17 protein-coding genes are annotated in these 19,488 nt (G+C 74.4%); 4 read left to right on the forward strand and 13 right to left on the reverse strand.

Annotation, left to right across the window (positions count from 1 at the left end; genetic code table 11):
- Window positions 1–116 precede the first annotated feature (116 nt).
- From AB6L24_RS39015 to AB6L24_RS39045, 7 genes are all read right to left on the reverse strand, one after another.
- On the reverse strand, window positions 117–1,124 hold the full coding sequence (locus AB6L24_RS39015; protein WP_405664188.1) for an ArsR/SmtB family transcription factor: 1,008 nt from the start codon (window positions 1,122–1,124) through the stop codon (window positions 117–119).
- A gap of 166 nt (window positions 1,125–1,290) precedes the next feature.
- Window positions 1,291–2,217, reverse strand: coding sequence for an ATP-binding cassette domain-containing protein (locus AB6L24_RS39020; RefSeq protein ID WP_405664190.1), 927 nt, complete (start codon window positions 2,215–2,217; stop codon window positions 1,291–1,293).
- Window positions 2,218–2,256: 39 nt separating this feature from the next.
- Window positions 2,257–2,475 (reverse strand): MbtH family protein, encoded by a 219-nt coding sequence (locus AB6L24_RS39025; RefSeq protein ID WP_405664192.1) that lies wholly within the window; start codon window positions 2,473–2,475, stop codon window positions 2,257–2,259.
- A 187-nt stretch (window positions 2,476–2,662) separates the two neighbouring features.
- Window positions 2,663–4,357 carry an amino acid adenylation domain-containing protein gene (locus tag AB6L24_RS39030; protein ID WP_405664194.1) on the reverse strand — a complete coding sequence of 565 codons (1,695 nt, stop codon included), beginning with the start codon at window positions 4,355–4,357 and terminating at the stop codon, window positions 2,663–2,665.
- Window positions 4,358–4,420: 63 nt separating this feature from the next.
- Window positions 4,421–5,674: a hypothetical protein gene (locus AB6L24_RS39035; protein ID WP_405664196.1), complete on the reverse strand. Its 1,254-nt coding sequence runs from the start codon at window positions 5,672–5,674 to the stop codon at window positions 4,421–4,423.
- Window positions 5,671–6,675 carry an alpha/beta hydrolase gene (locus AB6L24_RS39040; RefSeq protein ID WP_405664198.1) on the reverse strand — a complete coding sequence of 335 codons (1,005 nt, stop codon included), beginning with the start codon at window positions 6,673–6,675 and terminating at the stop codon, window positions 5,671–5,673. The genes AB6L24_RS39035 and AB6L24_RS39040 overlap by 4 nt, the downstream gene beginning before the upstream one ends.
- Before the next feature lie 14 nt (window positions 6,676–6,689).
- Window positions 6,690–7,382, reverse strand: a complete 693-nt coding sequence (locus AB6L24_RS39045; RefSeq protein WP_405664200.1) for a tryptophan 2,3-dioxygenase family protein — start codon at window positions 7,380–7,382, stop codon at window positions 6,690–6,692.
- A 276-nt stretch (window positions 7,383–7,658) separates the two neighbouring features.
- On the opposite strand from AB6L24_RS39045, the gene AB6L24_RS39050 reads away from it, so the two are divergent.
- The 4 genes from AB6L24_RS39050 to AB6L24_RS39065 all read left to right on the forward strand — a co-directional run bounded on the left by AB6L24_RS39050 (window position 7,659) and on the right by AB6L24_RS39065 (window position 13,425).
- Window positions 7,659–8,522: an endo alpha-1,4 polygalactosaminidase gene (locus tag AB6L24_RS39050; protein WP_405664202.1), complete on the forward strand. Its 864-nt coding sequence runs from the start codon at window positions 7,659–7,661 to the stop codon at window positions 8,520–8,522.
- Window positions 8,523–8,658: 136 nt separating this feature from the next.
- Window positions 8,659–10,191, forward strand: a complete 1,533-nt coding sequence (locus AB6L24_RS39055) for a sensor histidine kinase (protein WP_405664204.1) — start codon at window positions 8,659–8,661, stop codon at window positions 10,189–10,191.
- The gene (locus AB6L24_RS39060) at window positions 10,124–10,906 is read left to right on the forward strand and encodes a response regulator (RefSeq protein WP_405664206.1); all 783 of its coding nucleotides are present in this window, start codon (window positions 10,124–10,126) and stop codon (window positions 10,904–10,906) included. Before AB6L24_RS39055 ends, AB6L24_RS39060 begins: the two co-directional genes overlap by 68 nt.
- 269 nt (window positions 10,907–11,175) lie before the next feature.
- Window positions 11,176–13,425, forward strand: a complete 2,250-nt coding sequence (locus AB6L24_RS39065; protein ID WP_405664208.1) for an MMPL family transporter — start codon at window positions 11,176–11,178, stop codon at window positions 13,423–13,425.
- Window positions 13,426–13,440: 15 nt separating this feature from the next.
- On the opposite strand, the gene AB6L24_RS39070 is transcribed toward AB6L24_RS39065, so the two are convergent.
- The 6 genes from AB6L24_RS39070 to AB6L24_RS39095 all read right to left on the reverse strand — a co-directional run bounded on the left by AB6L24_RS39070 (window position 13,441) and on the right by AB6L24_RS39095 (window position 19,369).
- Complete coding sequence (locus AB6L24_RS39070; RefSeq protein ID WP_405664210.1) at window positions 13,441–13,806, reverse strand: hypothetical protein; 366 nt, start codon at window positions 13,804–13,806, stop codon at window positions 13,441–13,443.
- Between the two features lie 101 nt (window positions 13,807–13,907).
- Window positions 13,908–14,582: a response regulator gene (locus AB6L24_RS39075; RefSeq protein ID WP_405664211.1), complete on the reverse strand. Its 675-nt coding sequence runs from the start codon at window positions 14,580–14,582 to the stop codon at window positions 13,908–13,910.
- On the reverse strand, window positions 14,540–15,874 hold the full coding sequence (locus AB6L24_RS39080; RefSeq protein ID WP_405664213.1) for a sensor histidine kinase: 1,335 nt from the start codon (window positions 15,872–15,874) through the stop codon (window positions 14,540–14,542). Before AB6L24_RS39080 ends, AB6L24_RS39075 begins: the two co-directional genes overlap by 43 nt.
- 168 nt (window positions 15,875–16,042) lie before the next feature.
- Window positions 16,043–17,740 carry an AMP-binding protein gene (locus AB6L24_RS39085; protein ID WP_405664215.1) on the reverse strand — a complete coding sequence of 566 codons (1,698 nt, stop codon included), beginning with the start codon at window positions 17,738–17,740 and terminating at the stop codon, window positions 16,043–16,045.
- Between the two features lie 216 nt (window positions 17,741–17,956).
- Window positions 17,957–18,556, reverse strand: a complete 600-nt coding sequence (locus tag AB6L24_RS39090; RefSeq protein ID WP_030358267.1) for a lytic polysaccharide monooxygenase — start codon at window positions 18,554–18,556, stop codon at window positions 17,957–17,959.
- Window positions 18,557–18,715: 159 nt separating this feature from the next.
- Window positions 18,716–19,369 carry a nucleoside/nucleotide kinase family protein gene (locus AB6L24_RS39095; RefSeq protein ID WP_405664218.1) on the reverse strand — a complete coding sequence of 218 codons (654 nt, stop codon included), beginning with the start codon at window positions 19,367–19,369 and terminating at the stop codon, window positions 18,716–18,718.
- Window positions 19,370–19,488 lie beyond the last annotated feature (119 nt).

The raw sequence follows: 19,488 nt of genomic DNA on the forward strand, positions 1-19,488 counted from the left end.
CGGGGAGGGCGGAAGCGCCCGTCCCCGGTGCTGCACGCGAAAAGAGCGGAAACGCCGAAGCAGCCCTCGGGGAGGGCTGCTTCGGCTTCGGGCAACGGGTGCGGGTGCGGTGCGGCTTACGAGGCGTGGCGGACGGCCCGCTGGGCGGGTATGGCGTCCACCACGCGGAGGCGGGCCGACTGGGGGCTCCGGCGGCGGGCGGTGTGCTCGGCCGGGGCGGGGCGGGTGGTCATGCCCTTGAGGAGGGCCACGCCGAGGGGGGTCAGGGTGTGCAGGACCGTGTTGCGGATGCGGCGGGTGGTGATGAGGCCGGTCTGGCGGAGCACCGCCGTGTGCTGGCTGGCTCCGGCGGCGGAGATGCCGAGGCGGTCGGCGAGCTGGCTGGTGGTGCAGCTGGCGCGCAGGACGTGCAGGGCAGCGGCGCGGGTCTGGCCGACGAGGGCGCCGAGGCTCTGGGCGCTCTCCTCGGAGTCCGGCTCGTCCCACAGGGCCGCCGCCTGCTGTGCGTCGGGCGGGGTGGCGAAGGCCAGGACGACCGGGCTGTTCTCGCCGAGCTTGCGGGTGACGCGGCCCGCGCGGTGGTTCAGGAACACCGAGGGCGTGAGCACCAGGCCGCGTCCGTCGAGGTAGATGTCCTCGTCGGGGCCGTCGTGGATCTCCAGGACCGGCGCCTTCCACGTCATCTTGGAGTGCAGGGTGGCGAGGAGCAGCTCGACGCCGCCCGCCATCACGACCCGGCCGCGCGCGTCGCACTCGGCCTCCAGATAGGCCACGATCCGGTCCCAGTACGGCGCCACGACCGCCTTCCACAGCTGCGACAGGTCCCCGGCCGCCTCCTGCGCCGGCAGCTGCGGGACCGGCGCCGCCGCGTCCAGGAGCTCACCGCTCATCGCCCGGTCGGAACGCTCGATGCTCCGCAGCAGGGAGTCCAGGTCACCCGTGCCGGCCAGCAGTCCCGGCCGCTGCGCCAGCGCCTTGCCGGCCTGGCCGCGCCAGCGCGCGAACGGCGCCGGAACGCCGCGGCCGAGCAGCCCGCAGGCGAACGCCGTCTCCGCCAGCGGCCCGGCCGTCGTCTTCAGTCGCGTCCGCGCGAAGTCCGCGGCGGTGAAGTGGATTCGTTGCATGGCGATGCCCCCAGGTGTCCGCGTGCCCCGTGTCCCGTGTCCCGTGTGGGTCCCGCGCGAAGAATGAGAAGAATGAAGAGAGAGAAGAGAGAGGTCGGTCGGGGAGGAGCCGGTGGCGGACCAGGCCGCCCCCGGCGTGCCCCCGCTGTTCAGGCCGTCGCGCCGGCTACCTGCCCGTGAGCGTCACGAACACCTCGTCCAGGGTCGGCCTGCGCAGCGCGAAGTCGGCGACCTCCACGCCCTGTTGGCGCAGCGCCACCGCCGCGTCGGCGAGGCCTCCCGTGCCGTCGCTCAGGGCGATGGATATGAGGCCGCCGTCGGCGTCCACGGACGGCTCGCCGGCCGAGACCCCGCGCAGCGCGGCGACCGCGGCGGCCAGGCCGTCCGGACGGGCCACCGACACTTCGAGGCGCTCCTCGCCGACCTTGCGCTTCAGCTCGTCGGGCGTGCCGTCGGCGATGACACGGCCGGAGTCGATGACGGTGATCCGGTCGGCCAGGAAGTCGGCCTCCTCCAGGTACTGCGTGGTGAGCAGCACCGTCATCCCGTCCGCGACCAGCTCACGCACCACGTTCCACAGCGCCATCCGGCTCACCGGGTCCAGGCCCGTCGTCGGCTCGTCGAGGAACAGCACGGACGGCGTCGCGACCAGGCACGCGGCCAGGTCGAGGCGGCGCCGCATCCCGCCGGAGTACGTCCGCGCCGGGCGGTCCGCCGCGGCCGTCAGGTCGAAGCGGTCGAGCAGGTCGTGGGCGCGCTGCCGGGCCGCACCGCGGCCGAGGTGGAGCAGCGTCCCGATGAGGACCAGGTTCTCGCGGCCCGTGAGGTGTTCGTCCACGGCGGCGTACTGCCCCGCGAGGCCGATCCTGCGCCGCACCTCACGCGCCTCGCGCACCACGTCGAACCCGGCGACCTCGGCGCGGCCGCCGTCCGGTTCGAGCAGCGTCGCCAGCATCCGCACGGTCGTCGTCTTGCCCGCGCCGTTCGGCCCGAGCAGGCCGAGCACCGTTCCGCTCGGCACTTCCAGGTCGACTCCGCCGAGCGCCTCGGTCTGCTCGTAGCGCTTGCGCAGACCCTCCGCCCGAATCGCCATGCCCACGAGTACTCCTCAAGGTCCGGTGGCCGACGGCTGTCAGGCGGCGGCGGTGTCGGCGTCCGCGCGCAGGCCGCGCGGACGCATGTCGGTCCAGTGCGCCTCGACGTAGGCGAGGGCGTCCGCCCGGGGGCTCTCGCCGAGCGCCACCGTCCAGCCCTCAGGACGCTCGGCGAACGCGGGCCACAAAGAGTGCTGGCCCTCGTCGTTCACCAGCACGAGGAAGGATCCGTCCGGGTCCTCAAAGGGGTTCGACACGTCGCACACTCCGTAACCGAGTCGTCGGGTGGGGGGCCTGGCGCCTGGTCCCGCTGTGCGCGCTCTTGGCCCGTACCTTCATGTTCTCGGCACGGCTCTGACAAGGTTCTGACGTCCGCCTGATGGGGCTCGGCGGACACGGGCGGGGCCATCGGCCTCCGGCCTCGTCCTCAGCCGCCGGACCGGCTCATATGCCCCGGTCCAACTGGCGCCGCGTCGCCGCCACATCGCATTTGCCGTTGGCGTTGAAGACGATGTCCGGGACCACCCGCACCGACTCCGGGACCAGCGCCGACGGCAGCTTCTCGGCGAGGGCGTCCCTGACCGTGTCCGTGAAGTCGGGGGCGTGGGACCGGTCGGCGGCGGAAGTGGGGGCGGCGGCGGAGGCAGACGCGGAAGCAGGGGCGGGGGCGGAGGAGGCGAGGACGGAGGCGTCCTTGACGCGTATGAAGAGTTCCAGCGCGTCCACCGGCCCCCGGACTATGTCGAAGGCCGCGTCGGCCACCCCCGGCACCGCCAGGACGTGGTGGCGCAGCTCCCCCAGCTCCACGCGGTGGCCGTTGACCTTCAACTGGTCGTCGCCGCGGCCCAGATAGAGGAGGGCGCCCTCGGGCAGCAGCTCCACCATGTCCCCCGTGCGATACGCCCGGCCCGCGGCGCCGCCCAGCTCCCGCTCGTCGAGGAACTTCCCGCCGGTGTCCCGGCCCCCGAGATACCCGGCGGCCACCGCGCGGCCCGCGATCACCAGCTCGCCCGGCCGCCCCGGGGCCACCGGACGCAGCTGGTCGTCGACCACGTACGCCCGGGTGTTCCAGGCGGGCGCGCCGATCGGCACCGTCGGTGTCGTGGGCACGTGGGCGCTGTCGAAGGCGTACGCGCAGCAGCCGATCGTCGTCTCCGTCGGGCCGTAGTGGTTGACCAGGCGCACTCCGTCGACGCGGTCGCCGAGCGAGGCGATCAGCGCCGGGTCGAGGCCCTCGCCGCCGAACATCAGCAGCCGCGTCGCGCGGTCGTACCGCGGCGGCTCCGCGAGGACGTCGAAGAAGCGGGCGTGCGACGGCGTCAGCTTCACGAACGTGTAGGGGTCCTCGCGGGCGCCGAAGAGCGTCTCCTGGTCGTGCAGCCCGGACACCGTCACCACCCGCAGCCCCCGCGCCAGCGGCACCCACAGCGACGTCATCGCCAGGTCGAAGCCGAGGCTCGCGAACAGCGGACTGCCGACGCCGCCCCCGCCGACCAGCTCACCGCACCAGGACACGTAGTTGGCCAGGGACGCGTGCGGCACCATGACGCCCTTGGGCGTACCCGTCGAGCCGGACGTGAACACCACGTACGCGATGTCCTCCGGGCCCGGCAGCGCCCGCTCCGGCGGCGCCACGGCACCCGGCCCGCCCACGGAGGCACCGGCGCCCGCCGCACCCGTCACGCCCGCCGCGCCCCGCGCGCCCGCCGCCAGCAACTCCCGCACGTCGAGCACGGGCACCCGCACCTGCGGCAGCCCGGCCGCCGACGGGCCGCCGTCGTGCAGCAGCGCCGCCGGGTCGGCGCCCGCGAGGACGGCCGCGGTGCGGTCGCCGGGGTGCGCCGGGTCGATCGGCACATACGCGGCACCCAGCGCCATCACCGCCAGCGCCCCCGTCACCACCCCGGCCGAACGGTCGGCCCACAGCGCGACCCGGTCGCCCGGGCCGACCCCCGCCTCCTCCAGACCTGCCGCCACCGACAGGACTCCGCACCAGAGTTGACGGAACGTCACCAACTGTCCTGCCGACTCCACGGCCACCGCGTCCGGCCGCAGCCGCGCGTGGTCCCGCACCATCCGCACCACCGAGTCGGCCTCGACCCGGCGCACCGCGCCGGACAGCATGCTGGGGTGTGCCACTGACGACACGGTCGACGTCACCATCGTCACTCCACTCCTGTCATCGGTCCGGGCCCTGCCCGGTCATGACGCCGGGACATCCCCGGCGCCGCTGGTCGCCCGCACCTTGATGAGGTGCCGCGGGTCGTTCGTGGCGTGCCGCGCGTCGCGCGTCGTGTCGGGCCGCAGGTCCGCCCGGGCCGACCCGCCTGGCCTCCCCGCTGTCCCCGCTGTCCCCGCTGTCCCTGCTGTTCCTGCTGTCCCTGCTGTTCCTGCTGTCCCTGCCCTCCCCGCTCTCTCCGCCCTCTCCGTCCCTTCCGCCACCGCGATCCGGCGCAGCTCCGCCGTCACCACCGCGAGCAGCAGCACATCGAGGAGCAGGTCCTGGACGGCCGAGAACTGGTGGATCGTGAAGTTCAGGACCTGACCGGGGAGCAGGTCGATGAGGACGCCGGTGCGCAGGGCGCGGAAGGCCGCGCGGCGGTCGCGGCGCAGCTTGCGGACCGCGTACACATAAAGCCCCCAGGTGACGGTCGCGCAGGCCAGGGCCACCACCAGGGCGTTCCACTCGCGCTCGCTCTCCGGGCCGCCGAGGCCGCTGGCCGCGAGGCGGCCGAGGCGCAGGAAGCCGAAGAGGACCGCGAGGACCACCGCCGCCCGGACCACGCCCGCACGGTCCGCGAGGCCGCCGAGCCGGCCGGACAGCGCGTCCCAGGTCCCGCGCCACGCGGCGGGCCTCGGCTCCCGCAGCGGCAGCGTGCCGAGCGTCCGCAGCAGCGCGCGGTCGGTCTCCCGTGGCGACCCTTCGAGCAGTTCCCGGGCCCTGGCCGTCTCGGCCGCCGTCAGGCCGTCCTCCACGCCGTGCAGCAGCAGCTCGGCCGCCTGGGAGGAGCGGGTGGCCTCGGCGCCGTCGCCCCGGTCGCCGCCCGGCGCCCCGTCGTCCGCGCGCCAGGCTATGACGACCAGGACCGCGAAGCTGAGGTAGATCAGTCCTGCCGCCGGGGCGTACAGATACCCCTCGTTCGACACCTGCTTGCCGACCTGGTCGATGAACAGGCCGAAGCCGATGCCGCCGACCGCGGCCGCGGCGGTCCGCAGCCGCCGTCCGGCGAGCCCGAGCAGGGCGACCTGGCTCACGGCCATGAGCAGGCCGCCCCACAGCATGTGCGAGATGTGCACCGTGGCGTCCGGGTCCTTGCTGCCCAGCTTGGGATATCCGGCGAGCGCGAGGAACGCCCGCGTCAGCAGGACCGTGAGGATCCCCGACATCACGAACAGCCGCAGCAGGGGCGCCGAAGTGGCGGACCTGCGGGCGCCGATGGAGGTCAGTGGCTTCATGATTCGAGTGTCCCGGCGCCGCCCCGCCCACCGGATCCGGACTGTCCCCCACCCCACCCCGATCCGCCCCTTACGGGTCCCCTCGAACAGATCACCCGGCGCACAACCGCGCCAAGTTCGCTCGCCGTGACACCCAAGTCGAAGGGAAGGTCGAAGTGATGGCGCCCACGGACCACGAGATCCGTCACCTCGGCACCGCCGAGACGGGCCCGTCGCACGAACTCCCGCTGCTGGCGGGCGAATTCACTGGTCTCGTTCTCACCGCGCGCGACGACGAGCGGAGGCAGGTCCAGGCCGCCCGGCTCCGCCCCGGGGAGCGGTCCCCCGGTCTCAGGGAGCAACCCACCGGCCCCGGGTAGCCGCCGCATCGGACTGCACTCCCGCGCCTCCCCCGCGTCCATCCCCAGCGCGTCGTTGACGTACGTGTGCCGCAGCAGTTCCAGGTCGTACACCCCGCTGATCAGCGTGGCCGAGGACACCGCGGCGGACGCGGTCGTGCCCACGCGCTCCCAGCCACCGGAGTCCAGCAACGCCGAGGCCACCAGGTGCGCACCGGCCGAGTGCCCGGCCAGATGGACCGCGCCCGGCGCCCCCGGCAGCTCGCCGAGCCCCGTGCAGACGCGGCGCAGGGACTCGCCCGCCGCCGCCGTGATCTGCCGCATCGAGTGCGCGGGCGCGAGGCCGTAGCCGAGGGCGGCGAACGCGATGCCCGCGGCGACGAAGTCCCGGGCGGCGAAGGCGGCTTCGGACTTGCTGAGTTCCTGCCAGTAGCCGCCGTGCACGAAGACGAGCAGCGGGGCGCCCGCGTCGGCCGCGGGGAAGTAGTCGAGGGTCTGCTCGGGCAGCGGGCCGCAGCTCAGGTCCCGGTGGACGGTCAGGGTGGCGCGGGCCCGGGCGCTGTCGGCCGCGTACCGGTCGAAGTGGGCGCCGAGGTCGTCCACCAGGGAGCTCGGGGAGAACTCCCGGTCGAGGTCCCGCCGCTCACCCGCCGTCCGGGGCACGTCCCGGGCCCCCCTCACGACACCACCGCCCACACCTCCGGCAGCACCCGGCGCCGAGCCGCCTGCCACAGATACGAGGCGCCGTCGGAGCCCGCCGTCCCCGTCGCGCCGCCGAGGAAGCGCTCGGCGAGGACCGCGTGCCGGGCCCGCCACATGGCGAGGGCCTCGTCGAAGTCGATGAGCGCGCCGCGGACCTGCTCGACGACGGCCGGGTCGGCGCAGCCCGCCACGAAGTCGCGGTACGCCTCCTGGACGGACCGCTCCTCCAGGCGGGCGCGCAGCCGGGCCCGGTCGCCCTCGGTGAATCCGTCGGTCTTCAGATAGCGCGGGTCGCGCAGGCCGCAGAGGAATTCGACCTCGCGGAACTGCGCGGACTGGAATCCGCTGGCGCTGCCCAGCTCCGTGCGTATCGCGTCGAATGCCGCCGGGGTGAGGGTGGCGAGGCCGTCGAACTGCCGCACCAGCGTGCTCACGATGACGGGGAGCGGCGCGACCCGCCGTGCGGCGAGGCGTCCGTCACCCGCGTCGAGCGCGGCCCGCGCGGCCTCCAGATGCCGCAGCATCACGGCGAAGAAGATCTCGCACGACTGGTGCGTGGCCAGGAACAGCACGCTGTCCACGTCGTCGTCGTGCACGCGCGCGCTCTGCAGGAGTTCGTCGAGCTGGAGTATCTGCCCGTAGGACGGAGCGACGGCTTGGCCGTTCACAGCAGACCCCTTTCCTCGCAGACGGAAGGGTCTGCGCTTGCACACGACACGCACCGAATTCCCGGCGGCCGCATAATGGCGTGGAGTTGGCGTTGAGGATTCCCTGTGACGAGCCTAACCAGCGGGAATTCCCCAAACAGCGTCATCAAGCGCACACTTAAAAGCGCACCTCACCCCGAACGACCCGCAGCGCGCCTCACCCCCGAACAGCCCCCAGCGCACAGCCCGCAGCACACCTCACCCCCGAACCACCCGCACGGAACACAGGACGGCCGGATGCCCCGCACGCCCCGCACCACCCGCCTGGCCCTCGCCCTGACCGCCGTCCTCGCGGTGCTCACGGGCTGCTCCACCGCCGACAAGAGCACCGACCGCGGCGCCGACCGGCCCACCGACCGCCACACCACCGCCCCCGAGAAGACCCCCCGCAAGCCCGGCGCCAACACCCCCTTCGACTACCAACTGGGCGGCCCCTACCCGCCCCCGGACGGCGTCCGCGCCGTCTCCCGGGACCGCTCCGCGAAGCCCGCCCCCGGCCGCTACAACATCTGCTACGTCAACGCCTTCCAGGCCCAGCCGGGCAAGAAGGCCGCCGCCTGGTGGGACGACAAGCACCCCGGCCTGATCCTGCGGGACGACGACGGCGCCCCGGTGATCGACGAGGACTGGGACGAGCCGCTGCTCGACATCTCCACCGCCGCCAAGCGCAAGGAGCTGCTCGGCGTCGTCGGCGGCTGGATCGACGGCTGCGCGCGCTCCGGCTTCGACGCGGTCGAGCCGGACAACCTCGACTCCTACGCCCGCTCCGACGACCGCCTCGACCCGGCCGACGCGACGGCGTTCGCACGGCTCCTGGTCCGCCGGGCGCACGACCAGGGGCTCGCCGTCGCGCAGAAGAACACCGCCGAACTGCTCGGCAAGGGCATCGGGTTCGACTTCGCGGTGGTCGAGGAGTGCGGGCAGTACGACGAGTGCGAGCCGTTCTCGTCCGCGTACGACGGGAGGGTCTTCGACATCGAGTACGAGACGAAGGGGTACGACGCCGCGTGCCGCCGCTGGGGCAAGGAGCTGTCGATCGTCCTGCGCGACCGGGACGTGCTCCCCGCCGGGGAGAAGGGCCACGTGTACCGGCGGTGCTGAGCCGCGCCCCGGGTGAGCCGGCGCCGCATCCCCCGCCCCACCGATCCACCGCCCCCGCCATCTCCCCCGTACCGGCGAGGACGCGCCCCGGCGCCCCCGGCGATACTGGCAGCCGCCTCCGCCCGGGAGCCGCCGTATGCCGCACCACGACCTGCCCCAGCACCCCCTCCAGCTCTCGCACAGCCTCCGCACCCTGATCCGCACGCGCTGGCGCGCCCTCAGCAGGCACCCGTACGTCGTGGACGCCGCACTCGCCGCCCTCGTGCTGCTCGCCGTGTCGCTGCAGTTCGTGTTCCCCGACGACGGGGAGGACGACCGGCTCTCGGTGGTCGGCTATCTGCTCGCGGCGGGGACGGCCGTGCCGCTGGCCTGGCGGCGGCGGACGCCGATGACGGCCGTGTTCCTCGTCAGCCTGTTCACGCCCGCGATGGCGGTGTACCGGCAGCCGCCGCCGGACGTGGCGTACGGCGGGCTCGTCGCGCTGTACACGGTCGCCCTGGTCGGGCGGCCCGTGCAGCGGCGCCTTGTGCTCGCGGTGTGGCTGGTCGCCTCGACGGCGACGATGACGTTCCGGGAGCGGGCCGAGCCGTTCGAGTACGCCTTCCATCTGCTCAGCTTCGTCACCGCGTACGGGTTCGGGGTGCTCGCGCGGGTGCAGCGGGCGTACACGGCGGCGCTGGAGGACCGGGCCCGGCGCCTGGAGCGGGAGCGGGCCGCCGAGACGGCGCGGGCGGCCGCGCGGGAGCGGGCGCGGATCGCCCGGGACATGCACGACGTCCTCGCGCACGCCGTGAGCCTGATGGTGGTGCAGGCGGAGGCGGGGCCCGTGGTGGTGCGGGCCGATCCGGAGCGGGCGATCACGGCGTTCGACGCGATCAGCGCGTCGGGGCGGGACGCGATGGCGCAGCTGCGGCGGATCCTCGGGGTGCTGCGGGACGCGGAGGGCGCGGGTGGGGCCGGGGCGGGCGCGGCGGCGGAACGCGGGCCGCAGCCGACGCTCGGCGCGCTGCCGTCGCTGGTGCGGGACGTCGAACGCGCCGGGATACCGGTCGAGTCGCGGGTCACCGGGGAGCCGGTCGCGCTGCGGGCGGACGTGGAGGTCGCGGCGTACCGGGTGACGCAGGAGGCGCTGACCAACGTGCTCAAGCACGCGGGCGCCGCCCGGGTCGTGCTCGAACTCGCCTGGTCACCGCACGAACTGAGGCTCACGGTCACGGACGACGGGGCGCGCACGACGGACGACGGGACCCGCGCCACGGACGACGGGACCCGCGCCACGGACGACGGGACCCGCGCCACGGACGACGGGGCCCGTGCCACGGACGACGGGACCCGCGCCAAGGGAAACGGAGCCCGCCCCACCGCCGACGGAACCCTCGCCCCGGCCGACGGGACCGTCCCCGGCAGCGCCCCCGTCCCGGGCCCGCGCCCACGGCCCCTGCCGTTCGCGGCGACACCCGCCGAGGGTGAACGCCCCGGCGGCCAGGGCCTGGTGGGCATCGCCGAGCGCGCCGCGGCCTGCGGCGGCGCGGCCGAGGCCGGACCCGTACCGGGCGGAGGTTTCCGTGTCGCCGTGACGCTGCCCACGGCATCCTTGACGCATGAGCATCCGCGTAGTGGTGGCCGACGACCAGGAGCTGGTCCGCAGCGGCTTCACGATGATCCTTGACGCGCAGCCCGACATCGAGGTGGTGGCGGAGGCGGGCGACGGCGCCCAGGCGCTCGACGCGGTGCGCCGGCACACCCCGGACGTGGCGCTCCTGGACATCCGGATGCCCGTCATGGACGGCATCGACGCGGCGCGCGCGATCTGCGCGGAGTCCACGTGCCGGGTGGTCATGCTGACGACGTTCGACGTCGACGCGTACGTGTACGACGCCCTGTACGCGGGCGCGAGCGGCTTCCTGCTCAAGGACGTGCGCCGCGACGACCTGGTGCACGCGGTGCGCGTCGTCGCGGCGGGCGACTCGCTCCTCGCGCCGTCCGTGACGCGCCGCCTGGTCGCCGACTTCGTGCGCCGCGGCCGTACGACGCAGTCCGTCACGTCGTCGCCCGCGCAACGCCTCGCCGTGCTCACCGCGCGCGAGGAGGAGACCCTGCGGCTGCTCGCGCGCGGCCTGTCGAACGCGGAGATCGCGGCGGCCTTCGTGGTGAGCGAGCACACCGTGAAGACGCACGTCAGCAACGTGCTCTCGAAGCTGGCGCTGCGCGACCGGGTGCAGGCGGTGATCTGCGCGTACGAGAGCGGTCTCGTCGTCCCCGGAGAACCGGGAGCACCAGGAGAGCCGGGCGAACCGGGCGAACCGGGCGAACCGGGCGAACCGGGCGAGCCGGGCCGGCCGGGCGGCACGGAGCCCGGACCGGACACCGCCCCGGCCCGCTGACCGCGAGGGCCACCCCAGCGCCACTCCAGCACCGCCCCCGCGCTCCTCGCATCCCCCCGCTCCTCCCCCGCCCGAGGGAGCCCTCGCCCGCGCGGGCGAGGCGCCAAGACCGCTCCGCGCGGCGATCCGACGCGCGCGTTCCACGGCGAAGGTGTGGGCCAAGGCGTTCGAGGCCGCAGGACCGGCCCCGGACGCGGTTCCCTCAGCCTTCAGCCGCGCCGGGCTCCGGCCCCACGCGGCCGAAGCCTCCGAGCTCCCGAGGAGCGGTCATGCTCGCCACCCTCGCCAGGACGGCCACGCGCCGCCCCCGCACCGTGCTCTTCATCTGGTTCCTGCTGCTCGCCGTCGGACTCGGCTTCGGTACCCGGGTGTTCGGCGACCTCACCTCGACGGTGGAGGACGTACCGGGCAGCGAGTCGGTCGTCGCGGACGACCTGCTGTCCCGGCTCGACCCCGACGGCGACGACTTCACCGCGGCCGTCTTCGGCGGCCCGGTCCGCGCCGCCGACGTGCGCGAGGCGGTGACCGAGGCCGTCGCGGACGTCCGCGGGGCGCCCGGGATCGCCGTCGCCACCGACCCGTACGAGACCGAGGGCCTGGTCGCCGCGGACGGCAAGGCCCTGCTCATCCCCGTGACGCTCAAGAGCGGCCTCGACGACGACGCCGAGGAGGACGTGGTCGGCGACGTCGCGGACCGGCTGCGGGAGATCGGCGCGGCGGTGGACGGCCGCGTCGACGTGGCGGTCAGCGGTGATCCGCTGCTCGGGGAGCAGATGGGCGGCCGGGCCCAGGAGGACGTGGCGCGCGCCGAGTTGATCACTCTGCCCGCCGTCCTCGTCGTACTGCTGCTGATCTTCGGCGGGCTGCGGGCGGCCGGGCTTCCGCTGCTTGTCGCGGTCAGCGGGGTGGCGGGCGCGTTCCTCACGCTGTTCGGGTTCCAGCAGGTCACGGAGATCTCCGTGTACGCGGTGCAGGTCGTCACGATGCTCGGGCTCGGGCTCGCGGTGGACTACGCGCTGCTCCTGGTGATGCGGTTCCGGGAGGAGCGGGCGCGGGAGGACGACGTGGTGACGGCGGTGCGGGCGACGGTCGCGAGCGCCGGGCGGACCGTACTGTTCTCCGGTCTGACGGTGGCCGTGTGTCTGTCGGGGCTCGTGTGGTTCCCGAGCCCGTTCCTGCGGAGCATGGGGCTCGCGGCGGGAGCGGTGGTCGTGGTCGACATGCTGGCGGCGCTGACGCTGCTGCCCGCGCTGCTCACGCTGTTCGGCGGCAGGATGAAGCCGAGCCCGGCGACGTCCCGCAGCGGCGCGTTCTTCGCCCGGCTCGCGCGCTTCTCGCTGCGCCGCCCGCTCGCCGTCGTGACGGCGGTCGTGGCCGGGCTCGTGGTGCTCGCGCTGCCGGTGTTCGGGATGCGGATCGAGATCGGCGACGCGCGCCAACTGCCGCACGACACCGAGGCGCGGCAGCTGTACGACACCGTGCACGCGCACTTCCCGCCGGGCACGGACACCGACACCGTCGACGTCCTCATCAGGCCGGGCGCCGAACCGGACTGCGAGCGCAAGATCCGCGCGCTGCCGGGCGTGACCCGGGTGGAGAACGGGCGGATGACCGACGGCACGGTCCTGCTGCGGCTCACGGCGCCCGGCTCGGCGGACGGTCCCGAGGCGACGCGTCTGGTGGAGCGGGTACGGGACCTGCGCGGCGCCGAACCCGTCGTGGTCACCGGTGACGCGGCCCGGCTCGTGGACTTCCGCGACATGCTGGCCGACCGGGCGCCGTGGGCCGTACTGACCGTCCTCGCGGGCCTGTTCGTCCTGCTCTTCGCCTTCACCGGGTCGCTCCTGAGCCCGCTGCGCACGCTCCTGACGACGCTCCTGAGCCTCGGTGCCGCGCTCGGCGTGGTGGTGTGGGTGTTCCAGGACGGGCACGGCGCGAGCCTGCTCGGCGGCGAGGGACTCGGGGCGCTCAGCCTGACCGCGCCGCCGCTGATCATCGCGATCGCGTTCGGCCTCGCCATGGACTACGAGCTGTTCATCCTGGCGCGGATGCGCGAGGCGTGGACGTCGGGGCCCGACGCGGGCGACCACCGGGCGGCGATCGTGGCGGGGCTGCGCAGTTCGGGGCGCGTGGTGAGCTGTGCGGCGCTGCTGCTCGCGATCGTCTTCGGCGGGTTCATGACGGGCGGCTTCTCGCCGATCCTGCAGATCGGGCTCGGCCTGACGCTCGCGGTCCTCATCGACGCGACGGTCGTGCGGATGTTCCTGGTACCGGCGGCGATGGCGCTGCTCGGGAAGCGCGCCTGGTGGGCGCCGCCGGGGCTGCGGCGACTGCACGAGCGGTACGGGCTCTCCGAGGGTGCCGGGCCCGCGGCCGGCGAACCCGAGAGGTCCGGCTCCGCCGGAGGTTCCGCGTGCGCCGCGGGCACCGGCCCCGTCGAAGGGTCCGGGTTCTCCGAGGGGTCCGGGTTCGCCGAGGGGTCCGGGTTCGCCGAGGGGACGGCGCCGGAAGCGCGCTAGGCCCGTCCGACGGGTCTAGGACAGCACCACCACGTCCATGAGCAGTGCCGCGACCAGGCCGGTGGCCAGCAGATAGCTGCCGAGCCTGGTCCGGCCGCGTCTGCTCAGCTCGATGACCAGGCCGCAGAGGATGAGCAGCAGCCCGTACACGCCCACGACGAGCACGGACGACCGGCTCGCGAGCCGGACGGCGAGCAGCACCGCCGCGGCGGCCATGAGCAGCGCGGCCGCGGCGATGCGCAGCCGCCGTGCCTGGCGCGGGGTGAGCCCGAGGCGCTCCGGTGCCATCGCGTCGGCGGGCGCTTCGTCGACGGACTCTTCGTCAAGGGGCGCCTCGGCGGCGGGCGGTGGGTCGGAGGGCGCGCGGTCGGGGACGCTCATGTCCGGCAGCGTAGTCGAGAGGTACACGTCAAAAGGGGTCGGGACTCCGGGGCTCGCGGGGTCGGGGCTCCGGGGCTCGGAGGGCCGGGCCGCCGGGCTGCTCAGGCCCGCAGGTAGGCGAGGACGGCGAGGACCCGGCGGTGGGTGGCGTCGGTGACCGGCAGGTCGAGCTTGGCGAGGATGTTGCCGACGTGCTTGCCCACGGCCGCCTCGGTGACGACGAGTTCGGCGGCGATGGCGGCGTTGGAGCGGCCCTCGGCGACGAGGGCGAGCACTTCGCGTTCGCGCGGGGTGAGCCGCTCCAGCGGGTCGCGGCGGCGCCGCAGCAACTGGCGTACGACTTCGGGGTCCACGACGGTGCCGCCCGCGGCAACCCGCGTGAAGGCGTCGACGAACTGCTCGACCTGGCCCACCCGGTCCTTCAGGAGGTAGCCGACGCCGCCGCCGTCTCCGGTGTCCAGCAACTCGGCGGCGTACGACCGCTGGACGTACTGGCTGAGGACGAGCACGGGCAGGCCGGGCCGCTCGGCACGCAGGTCGATCGCGGCGCGCAGCCCCTCGTCCTGGAAGCCGGGCGGCATCCGTACGTCGGTGACGACGATGTCGGGGTCGTACGCGGCCACGGCCTCCCGCAGCGCGTCCGCGTCGCCGACCGCGGCGACCACCTCGTGCCCGAACCGGCCGAGCACGCCCACGAGTCCCTCGCGCAGCAGCACGCTGTCCTCGGCGAGGACTACTCGACGGGCGCGGGGCCGCTCGGTGGGCGCGGGGTGCACGGGATCTCCAGGGTCAGGACGGTGGGGCCACCGGGCGGGCTGGTGACGGTCAGTGTGCCATCGAGGACGGCGAGGCGGTCGGCGAGCCCGGTGAGGCCGGAGCCGCGGGCGGGGTCGGCGCCGCCGGTGCCGTCGTCGCGCACGGTCAGGCCGAGGGCGCCGCGGGCGTGGCGGGCGTGGACGGCGGCGCGGGTGGCGCCGCTGTGCCGGGCGACGTTGGTGAGGGCTTCGCGGACGGCGAAGTAGGCGGCGGACTCGACGGGTTCGGGCAGCCGGGGCAGCGGGACGCCCGTGGCCGCGCCCGTGTCGACGTCCACGGGGACGGGTGAGCGGTCGGCGGCGTCCTCGATCGCGGCGGGCAGCCCGTAGTCGGCGAGGACCTGCGGGTGGATGCCGCGGATGAGTTCGCGCAGCTCGGCGAGGACGGCGTCGGCCTCGCCGTGGGCGGTGGCGAGGGTGGCGGCGAGCGGGCTGTCCGGCTCGGCGTCGAGGCGGGCGAGGCCGAGGGTCATGCTGAGGGCGACCAGGCGCTGCTGCGCGCCGTCGTGCAGGTCCCGCTCCACGCGGCGGCGTTCGGCCTCGAAGGCGGTGACGAGGCGGGCCCGGGAGCGGGTCACCTCGGCGAGCAGGGCGCGTGTCTCGGCCTCGCGCGGGGCGAGCAGGAGCCGGGCGAGGGCGGCGCGGGCGGCGGCGTACGCGCCGAGGGGGTACAGCAGGGCGACGAGCAGGACGAGGCCGAGCGCGGCGGTGCCGCAGGCCGCCGGATAGCTCTCGACCAGCCAGAGCTTGGCGGGTCGTACGCCGCCGTCGGCGGGGCCGCCCGCGAGGGCGAGGTGGGCGGGGGCCCCGGCGAGGAGGAGCGGCAGGGCGAGGGTGCAGGCGGCCACGACCAGGTCGAGGGGCCACAGGACGAACGCCATCAGGGCGGCGTACGCGAGCTCGCGCCACGTCGCCTGTTCGCGGGCGCGCAGCCGGAGCCAGGCGGTGAGGCCCGGGGTGTCCGGGGCGCGGTGCGGGGTCGGCGCGGGGGCCGGGTCGACGAGGCGGAGCCTGCGGCGCTCCAGGGCGGCGACGGGGAGGCCCGCGAAGGCCAGGGCGGCGAGGAGGGGCAGGCCCACGAGGGCGACGCTCAGGACGGTCCCCACGGCCAGGGACGCCGTCAAGGTCACCAGTACGGGTACGCCGATGAGCGCGCCGCCGACCACGTACGCGGCCGCTCGCCATGGCGCAGCCCCCCGCAGGTACCGTCGGCCGCCGCCCCGTAGCTCGGCCCACACACTCTCCCGTCGCATGGCCGCACGGTACCGGCGCCCCGCCGAATCCCCGCCGCTCCGCGGCGTCTCCCCACCCACCCACCCGTTGCTCGCACAACCAACTCACCCCCACCTCTTCGCCGCTCCGCGGCGACCCCGACCGAACCCCCAGCCCTCCGCCCCCCAATCAGCACCCCAACCCCAACCTCACTCCTCCCCCAACACCCCCTCCCTCCCCCTCTCCCGAAACTCCCCCACCACCGCCTCCTCGTCCCTCACCGTGAACTCCCGATAACCCCCGCCCCCACGGGGCCGCCACCACAGCTCACCCCTCTCCCCCGTCTCCCCCACTCCCGGCCCCGCGCGGCGGAACCCCTCCCCACGGAGAGCAGCCCGCGCCACCTTGTGCGTGGCGGTCACGGGCAACCGGGGCAGGACCCGGACGAACCGAGGCGCCATCTTCGTCCCCAAGTCGCCCTGCGCCAGCAGAAACGCGGAGAAGGCGTGCGGATCGAAGGCCACCCCGTCGCGCAGGGCGAGCGCGGCCATCACCTGGTCCCCGGCGACGGGGTCCGGCACGGCGTACACGGCGACGGCCGCCACCGGCTCCCACCGGGCGAGGATCGCCTCGATCACCGCCGCCGCCAGGTTCTCGCTGTCGACCCGCAGCCGGTCGTCCGTGCGCCCGGCGAAGTAGAGGTACCCGGCCGCGTCGCGGTAGAAGAGGTCCCCGGTCCAGTACCACCCGTTGTCACGGACCCGCTCCGCGTCGGCCGCGGCGTTGCGCCAGTAGCCCTCGAAGGGGCTGCGGCCCCGGTTGACCAGCTCACCGATGGCCGCGTCCCCGTTGAGCAGCCGCCCGCCGGGCCCGAACTCGGCGGCCGCGCACTCCTTCCCGGTGCCGGGGTCGAGCACGGCGAGGTCGTCGCCGGGCGCGGCCCGTCCGATGGCCCCGTCGGGCGTGCCGGGCGAGCGCTGGATCGCGGCCCCGCCCTCCGACGACCCGTAGCCCTCGACGAGCCGCACCCCGAACCGCTCCTCGAAGCGCCGCGCGTCCACCGCCCCGGCCTCGGTGCCGAAGCCGAGGCGCAGCGCGTGGGCGCGGTCGTCGGCGCGGGCGGGCGTCGCGAGGAGGTACTGCACGGCCCGGCCCACGTAGGTGAAGTAGGTGGCGCCGAACCGCCGTACGTCCGGCAGGAACCCGGACGCGGAGAAGCGGCGCCGCAGCGCGACCCCGGCTCCGGCGGCGAGCGCGGGCGCCCAGTCGGCGATGACGGCGTTGCCGTGGAACATGGGCATGCAGACGTAGTGGACGTCGTCGGGCCGTACGCCGAAGTGCCGGACGAGGGAGTGTCCGGCCGCCGCGAGCCGCCGCTGGCTGCACACGGCGGCCTTGGGTGCGCCGGTCGATCCCGAGGTGAAGTAGAGGAGCAGCCGGGCGGCGGGGGTGGCGTCCGGGGAGATCTCGGGTGCGGCGCCCCGGTAGGGCGCGAGGAGTTCGTCGTAGGCGGGCGTGTCCGTGACCAGGACGCGGACGCCGGGCAGGTCGAGTCCGGTGAGCAGGGGCAGGTGGGCCCGCTCGGTGACGAGCAGCCGGCAGTCGGTGTGCACGATGTCGCGGGCGAGTTCGGCGCCGCGCCGGGTCGGGTTGATCCCGGCGACGGCGGCACCGGCGAGCGCGGCGGCGCTCAGCCACAGCGGGTACTCGGGGGTGTTGTCGAGCAGGACGCCGAGGTGCCGGGCCGAGCGCGCGTCCAGGAGGTCCCGCAGCAGCGCGGCCCGCGCCGCCGCGGCGGCGGTCACCTGGTGGTGGCTGAGTTCCCGGTCCTCGAAGCGGAGCCCGGGGCGGTGGTCGCGCTCGCGCGCGAGGACGAGTTCCGCGACCGTTTCGGGTTCGGACGTCATGGCGGCGCACGATAATTGACGTACCGTCAGGAGTGGAGGGACGGAACGGTACGGCGTCGCCGGGCGGTACGGCATCGCGAGACGGACGGACGCACGGGAACCGTTCTGCGCACGCCGCCGAAACGGGAACCGTTCTGCGCACGCCGCCGCCTCCGCGGACGGCGTGCACAGAACTTACCCGTGGGGGGTGGCAGTTCTGCCCGGGGGAAGATCAGGTCAGAACTGGACGTCCGAGCAGGCGTAGAACGCGTTCCCCGTGTCGTGGACGGTCCACACGGCCACGATCACGTGGTGGCCGCTGCGGCCGCCGGGGATCGTGCCGCTGTGCGACAGGGTCGCGGGCGGCTGCTGGCCGCCGTAGGGGACGTTGAGGAACGGCTGGGTGTCGAGCGCAGCCCGCGTCACCGGCTGACCCTCGTTCCAACCCTGCTTGGTGATGTAGTACTTGAAGTCGGTGGTGCGGTGCCGGGCCGTGAACTGCCAGCGGAAGCTGTAGTTCTGACCGGCCGAGACCTTCGTCGTGGGCCAGGCGCCGCCGCCCGGCTTGGTGGCCTTGTCCAGCGAGCTGAAGCCCGCGATGCCGGCGGAGCAGATCTTCCCGTCGGCGGGACCGGCCGCCGGGAAGCCCTTGGGGCCCTCGACGCTCTGCGGCTCGTACTGGATGGCGCCACAGCCCGTCACTACGCCCTTCGCGCAGTTGATCTGACGGCTTGCTGGCAGGTCGGTGTAGCCATGGCTGCTGGCGCCGCCGGTCGAGAGCACGAACGCTCCCACCGTCGCCATCCCGAGCATGGCCGCGGAAATCTTCTTTCGCATGCTGCCGCTCCTGAAGAACGTGGGGGTGTTCCATGAGCCGTGCGCGCGCTAACGGTCGTGCGTCGCCCTTCGAGGCACCGTCGGTTCCCGAGACTGCTGCGTACCTCTGGGGGCGATGTTGCGGAAGTGCGTGTTCTGCGGTCTAGACCAAGCCTCAGATTATTGCGAGTAGTTGAACATGTCCATACCAATCGTGGAGAGGATCCGGTCGCACCGATCACGCGAGGCGGCCACGAGTTCACCGTTGGGAACGTCGTTCTCCGCCACCCACGCGCGCGCCGCCTCCGGATCGCGCCCGCCCGCCAACTGCCGCTCCACGAGCCGCTCCTGACGCACACCGGCGGGCGCCTCGACGTACCAGCACGCCGCCATCAGCTCCCGCGCCGCCCGCCAGTCCGGCAGGTCACAGGCCAGGTAGTTGCCCTCGGTGACCACGATCCTGGCGCCGGGCGCGACCCGGTGCCGGGCGGCGACGGGCTCGTGCAGGGTCCGGTCGTAGTCGGGTACGTAGACGTCGGCGGCGGTGTCGTCGAGGACCCGGTGGAGCAGGGCGACGTACCCGCGCGCGTCGAAGCTCGGCTCCGAGCCTTTGCGGGGCGCTAGACCGAGGCGCTCCAACTGATCGTTGGACAGATGGAAGCCGTCGAGGGGCAGATAGGCGGCGCCCGCACCGATCTCCGCGACCAGCGCGCGGGCGAGGGTGGACTTTCCGGCTCCGGGTGGCCCGGCGAGGCCGAGCACGACGCGCGGTCCGCGCTGGGTCAGCTGCCAGGCGTCCGCCGCCAGGGTGGTCAGAGTGGTGGTCGAGTTCATGGGCGGGGAGGATACGGGGGGCGGTCGGGGGCCCTCGTTCGTCTGCGGCGCCACCGTGGCTGGTCGCGCAGTTCCCCGCGCCCCTTCGGGGCGCTCCCGTACCGCAGCGGACTTCACGC

Source organism: Streptomyces sp. RK9 (genome assembly GCF_045070545.1).
GTDB lineage: Bacteria > Actinomycetota > Actinomycetes > Streptomycetales > Streptomycetaceae > Streptomyces > Streptomyces alboflavus.

Bases quoted from the DNA above. Each gene is read 5' to 3' on its own strand.
- AB6L24_RS39015 (WP_405664188.1), bottom strand. From the start codon at position 1,124: ATGCAACGAATCCACTTCACCGCCGCGGACTTCGCGCGGACGCGACTG.
- AB6L24_RS39020 (WP_405664190.1), bottom strand. From the start codon at position 2,217: ATGGCGATTCGGGCGGAGGGTCTGCGCAAGCGCTACGAGCAGACCGAG.
- AB6L24_RS39035 (WP_405664196.1), bottom strand. From the start codon at position 5,674: ATGAAGCCACTGACCTCCATCGGCGCCCGCAGGTCCGCCACTTCGGCG.
- AB6L24_RS39050 (WP_405664202.1), top strand. From the start codon at position 7,659: ATGCCCCGCACGCCCCGCACCACCCGCCTGGCCCTCGCCCTGACCGCC.
- AB6L24_RS39055 (WP_405664204.1), top strand. From the start codon at position 8,659: ATGCCGCACCACGACCTGCCCCAGCACCCCCTCCAGCTCTCGCACAGC.
- AB6L24_RS39060 (WP_405664206.1), top strand. From the start codon at position 10,124: ATGAGCATCCGCGTAGTGGTGGCCGACGACCAGGAGCTGGTCCGCAGC.
- AB6L24_RS39065 (WP_405664208.1), top strand. From the start codon at position 11,176: ATGCTCGCCACCCTCGCCAGGACGGCCACGCGCCGCCCCCGCACCGTG.
- AB6L24_RS39070 (WP_405664210.1), bottom strand. From the start codon at position 13,806: ATGAGCGTCCCCGACCGCGCGCCCTCCGACCCACCGCCCGCCGCCGAG.
- AB6L24_RS39080 (WP_405664213.1), bottom strand. From the start codon at position 15,874: ATGCGACGGGAGAGTGTGTGGGCCGAGCTACGGGGCGGCGGCCGACGG.
- AB6L24_RS39085 (WP_405664215.1), bottom strand. From the start codon at position 17,740: ATGACGTCCGAACCCGAAACGGTCGCGGAACTCGTCCTCGCGCGCGAG.
- AB6L24_RS39090 (WP_030358267.1), bottom strand. From the start codon at position 18,556: ATGCGAAAGAAGATTTCCGCGGCCATGCTCGGGATGGCGACGGTGGGA.
- AB6L24_RS39095 (WP_405664218.1), bottom strand. From the start codon at position 19,369: ATGAACTCGACCACCACTCTGACCACCCTGGCGGCGGACGCCTGGCAG.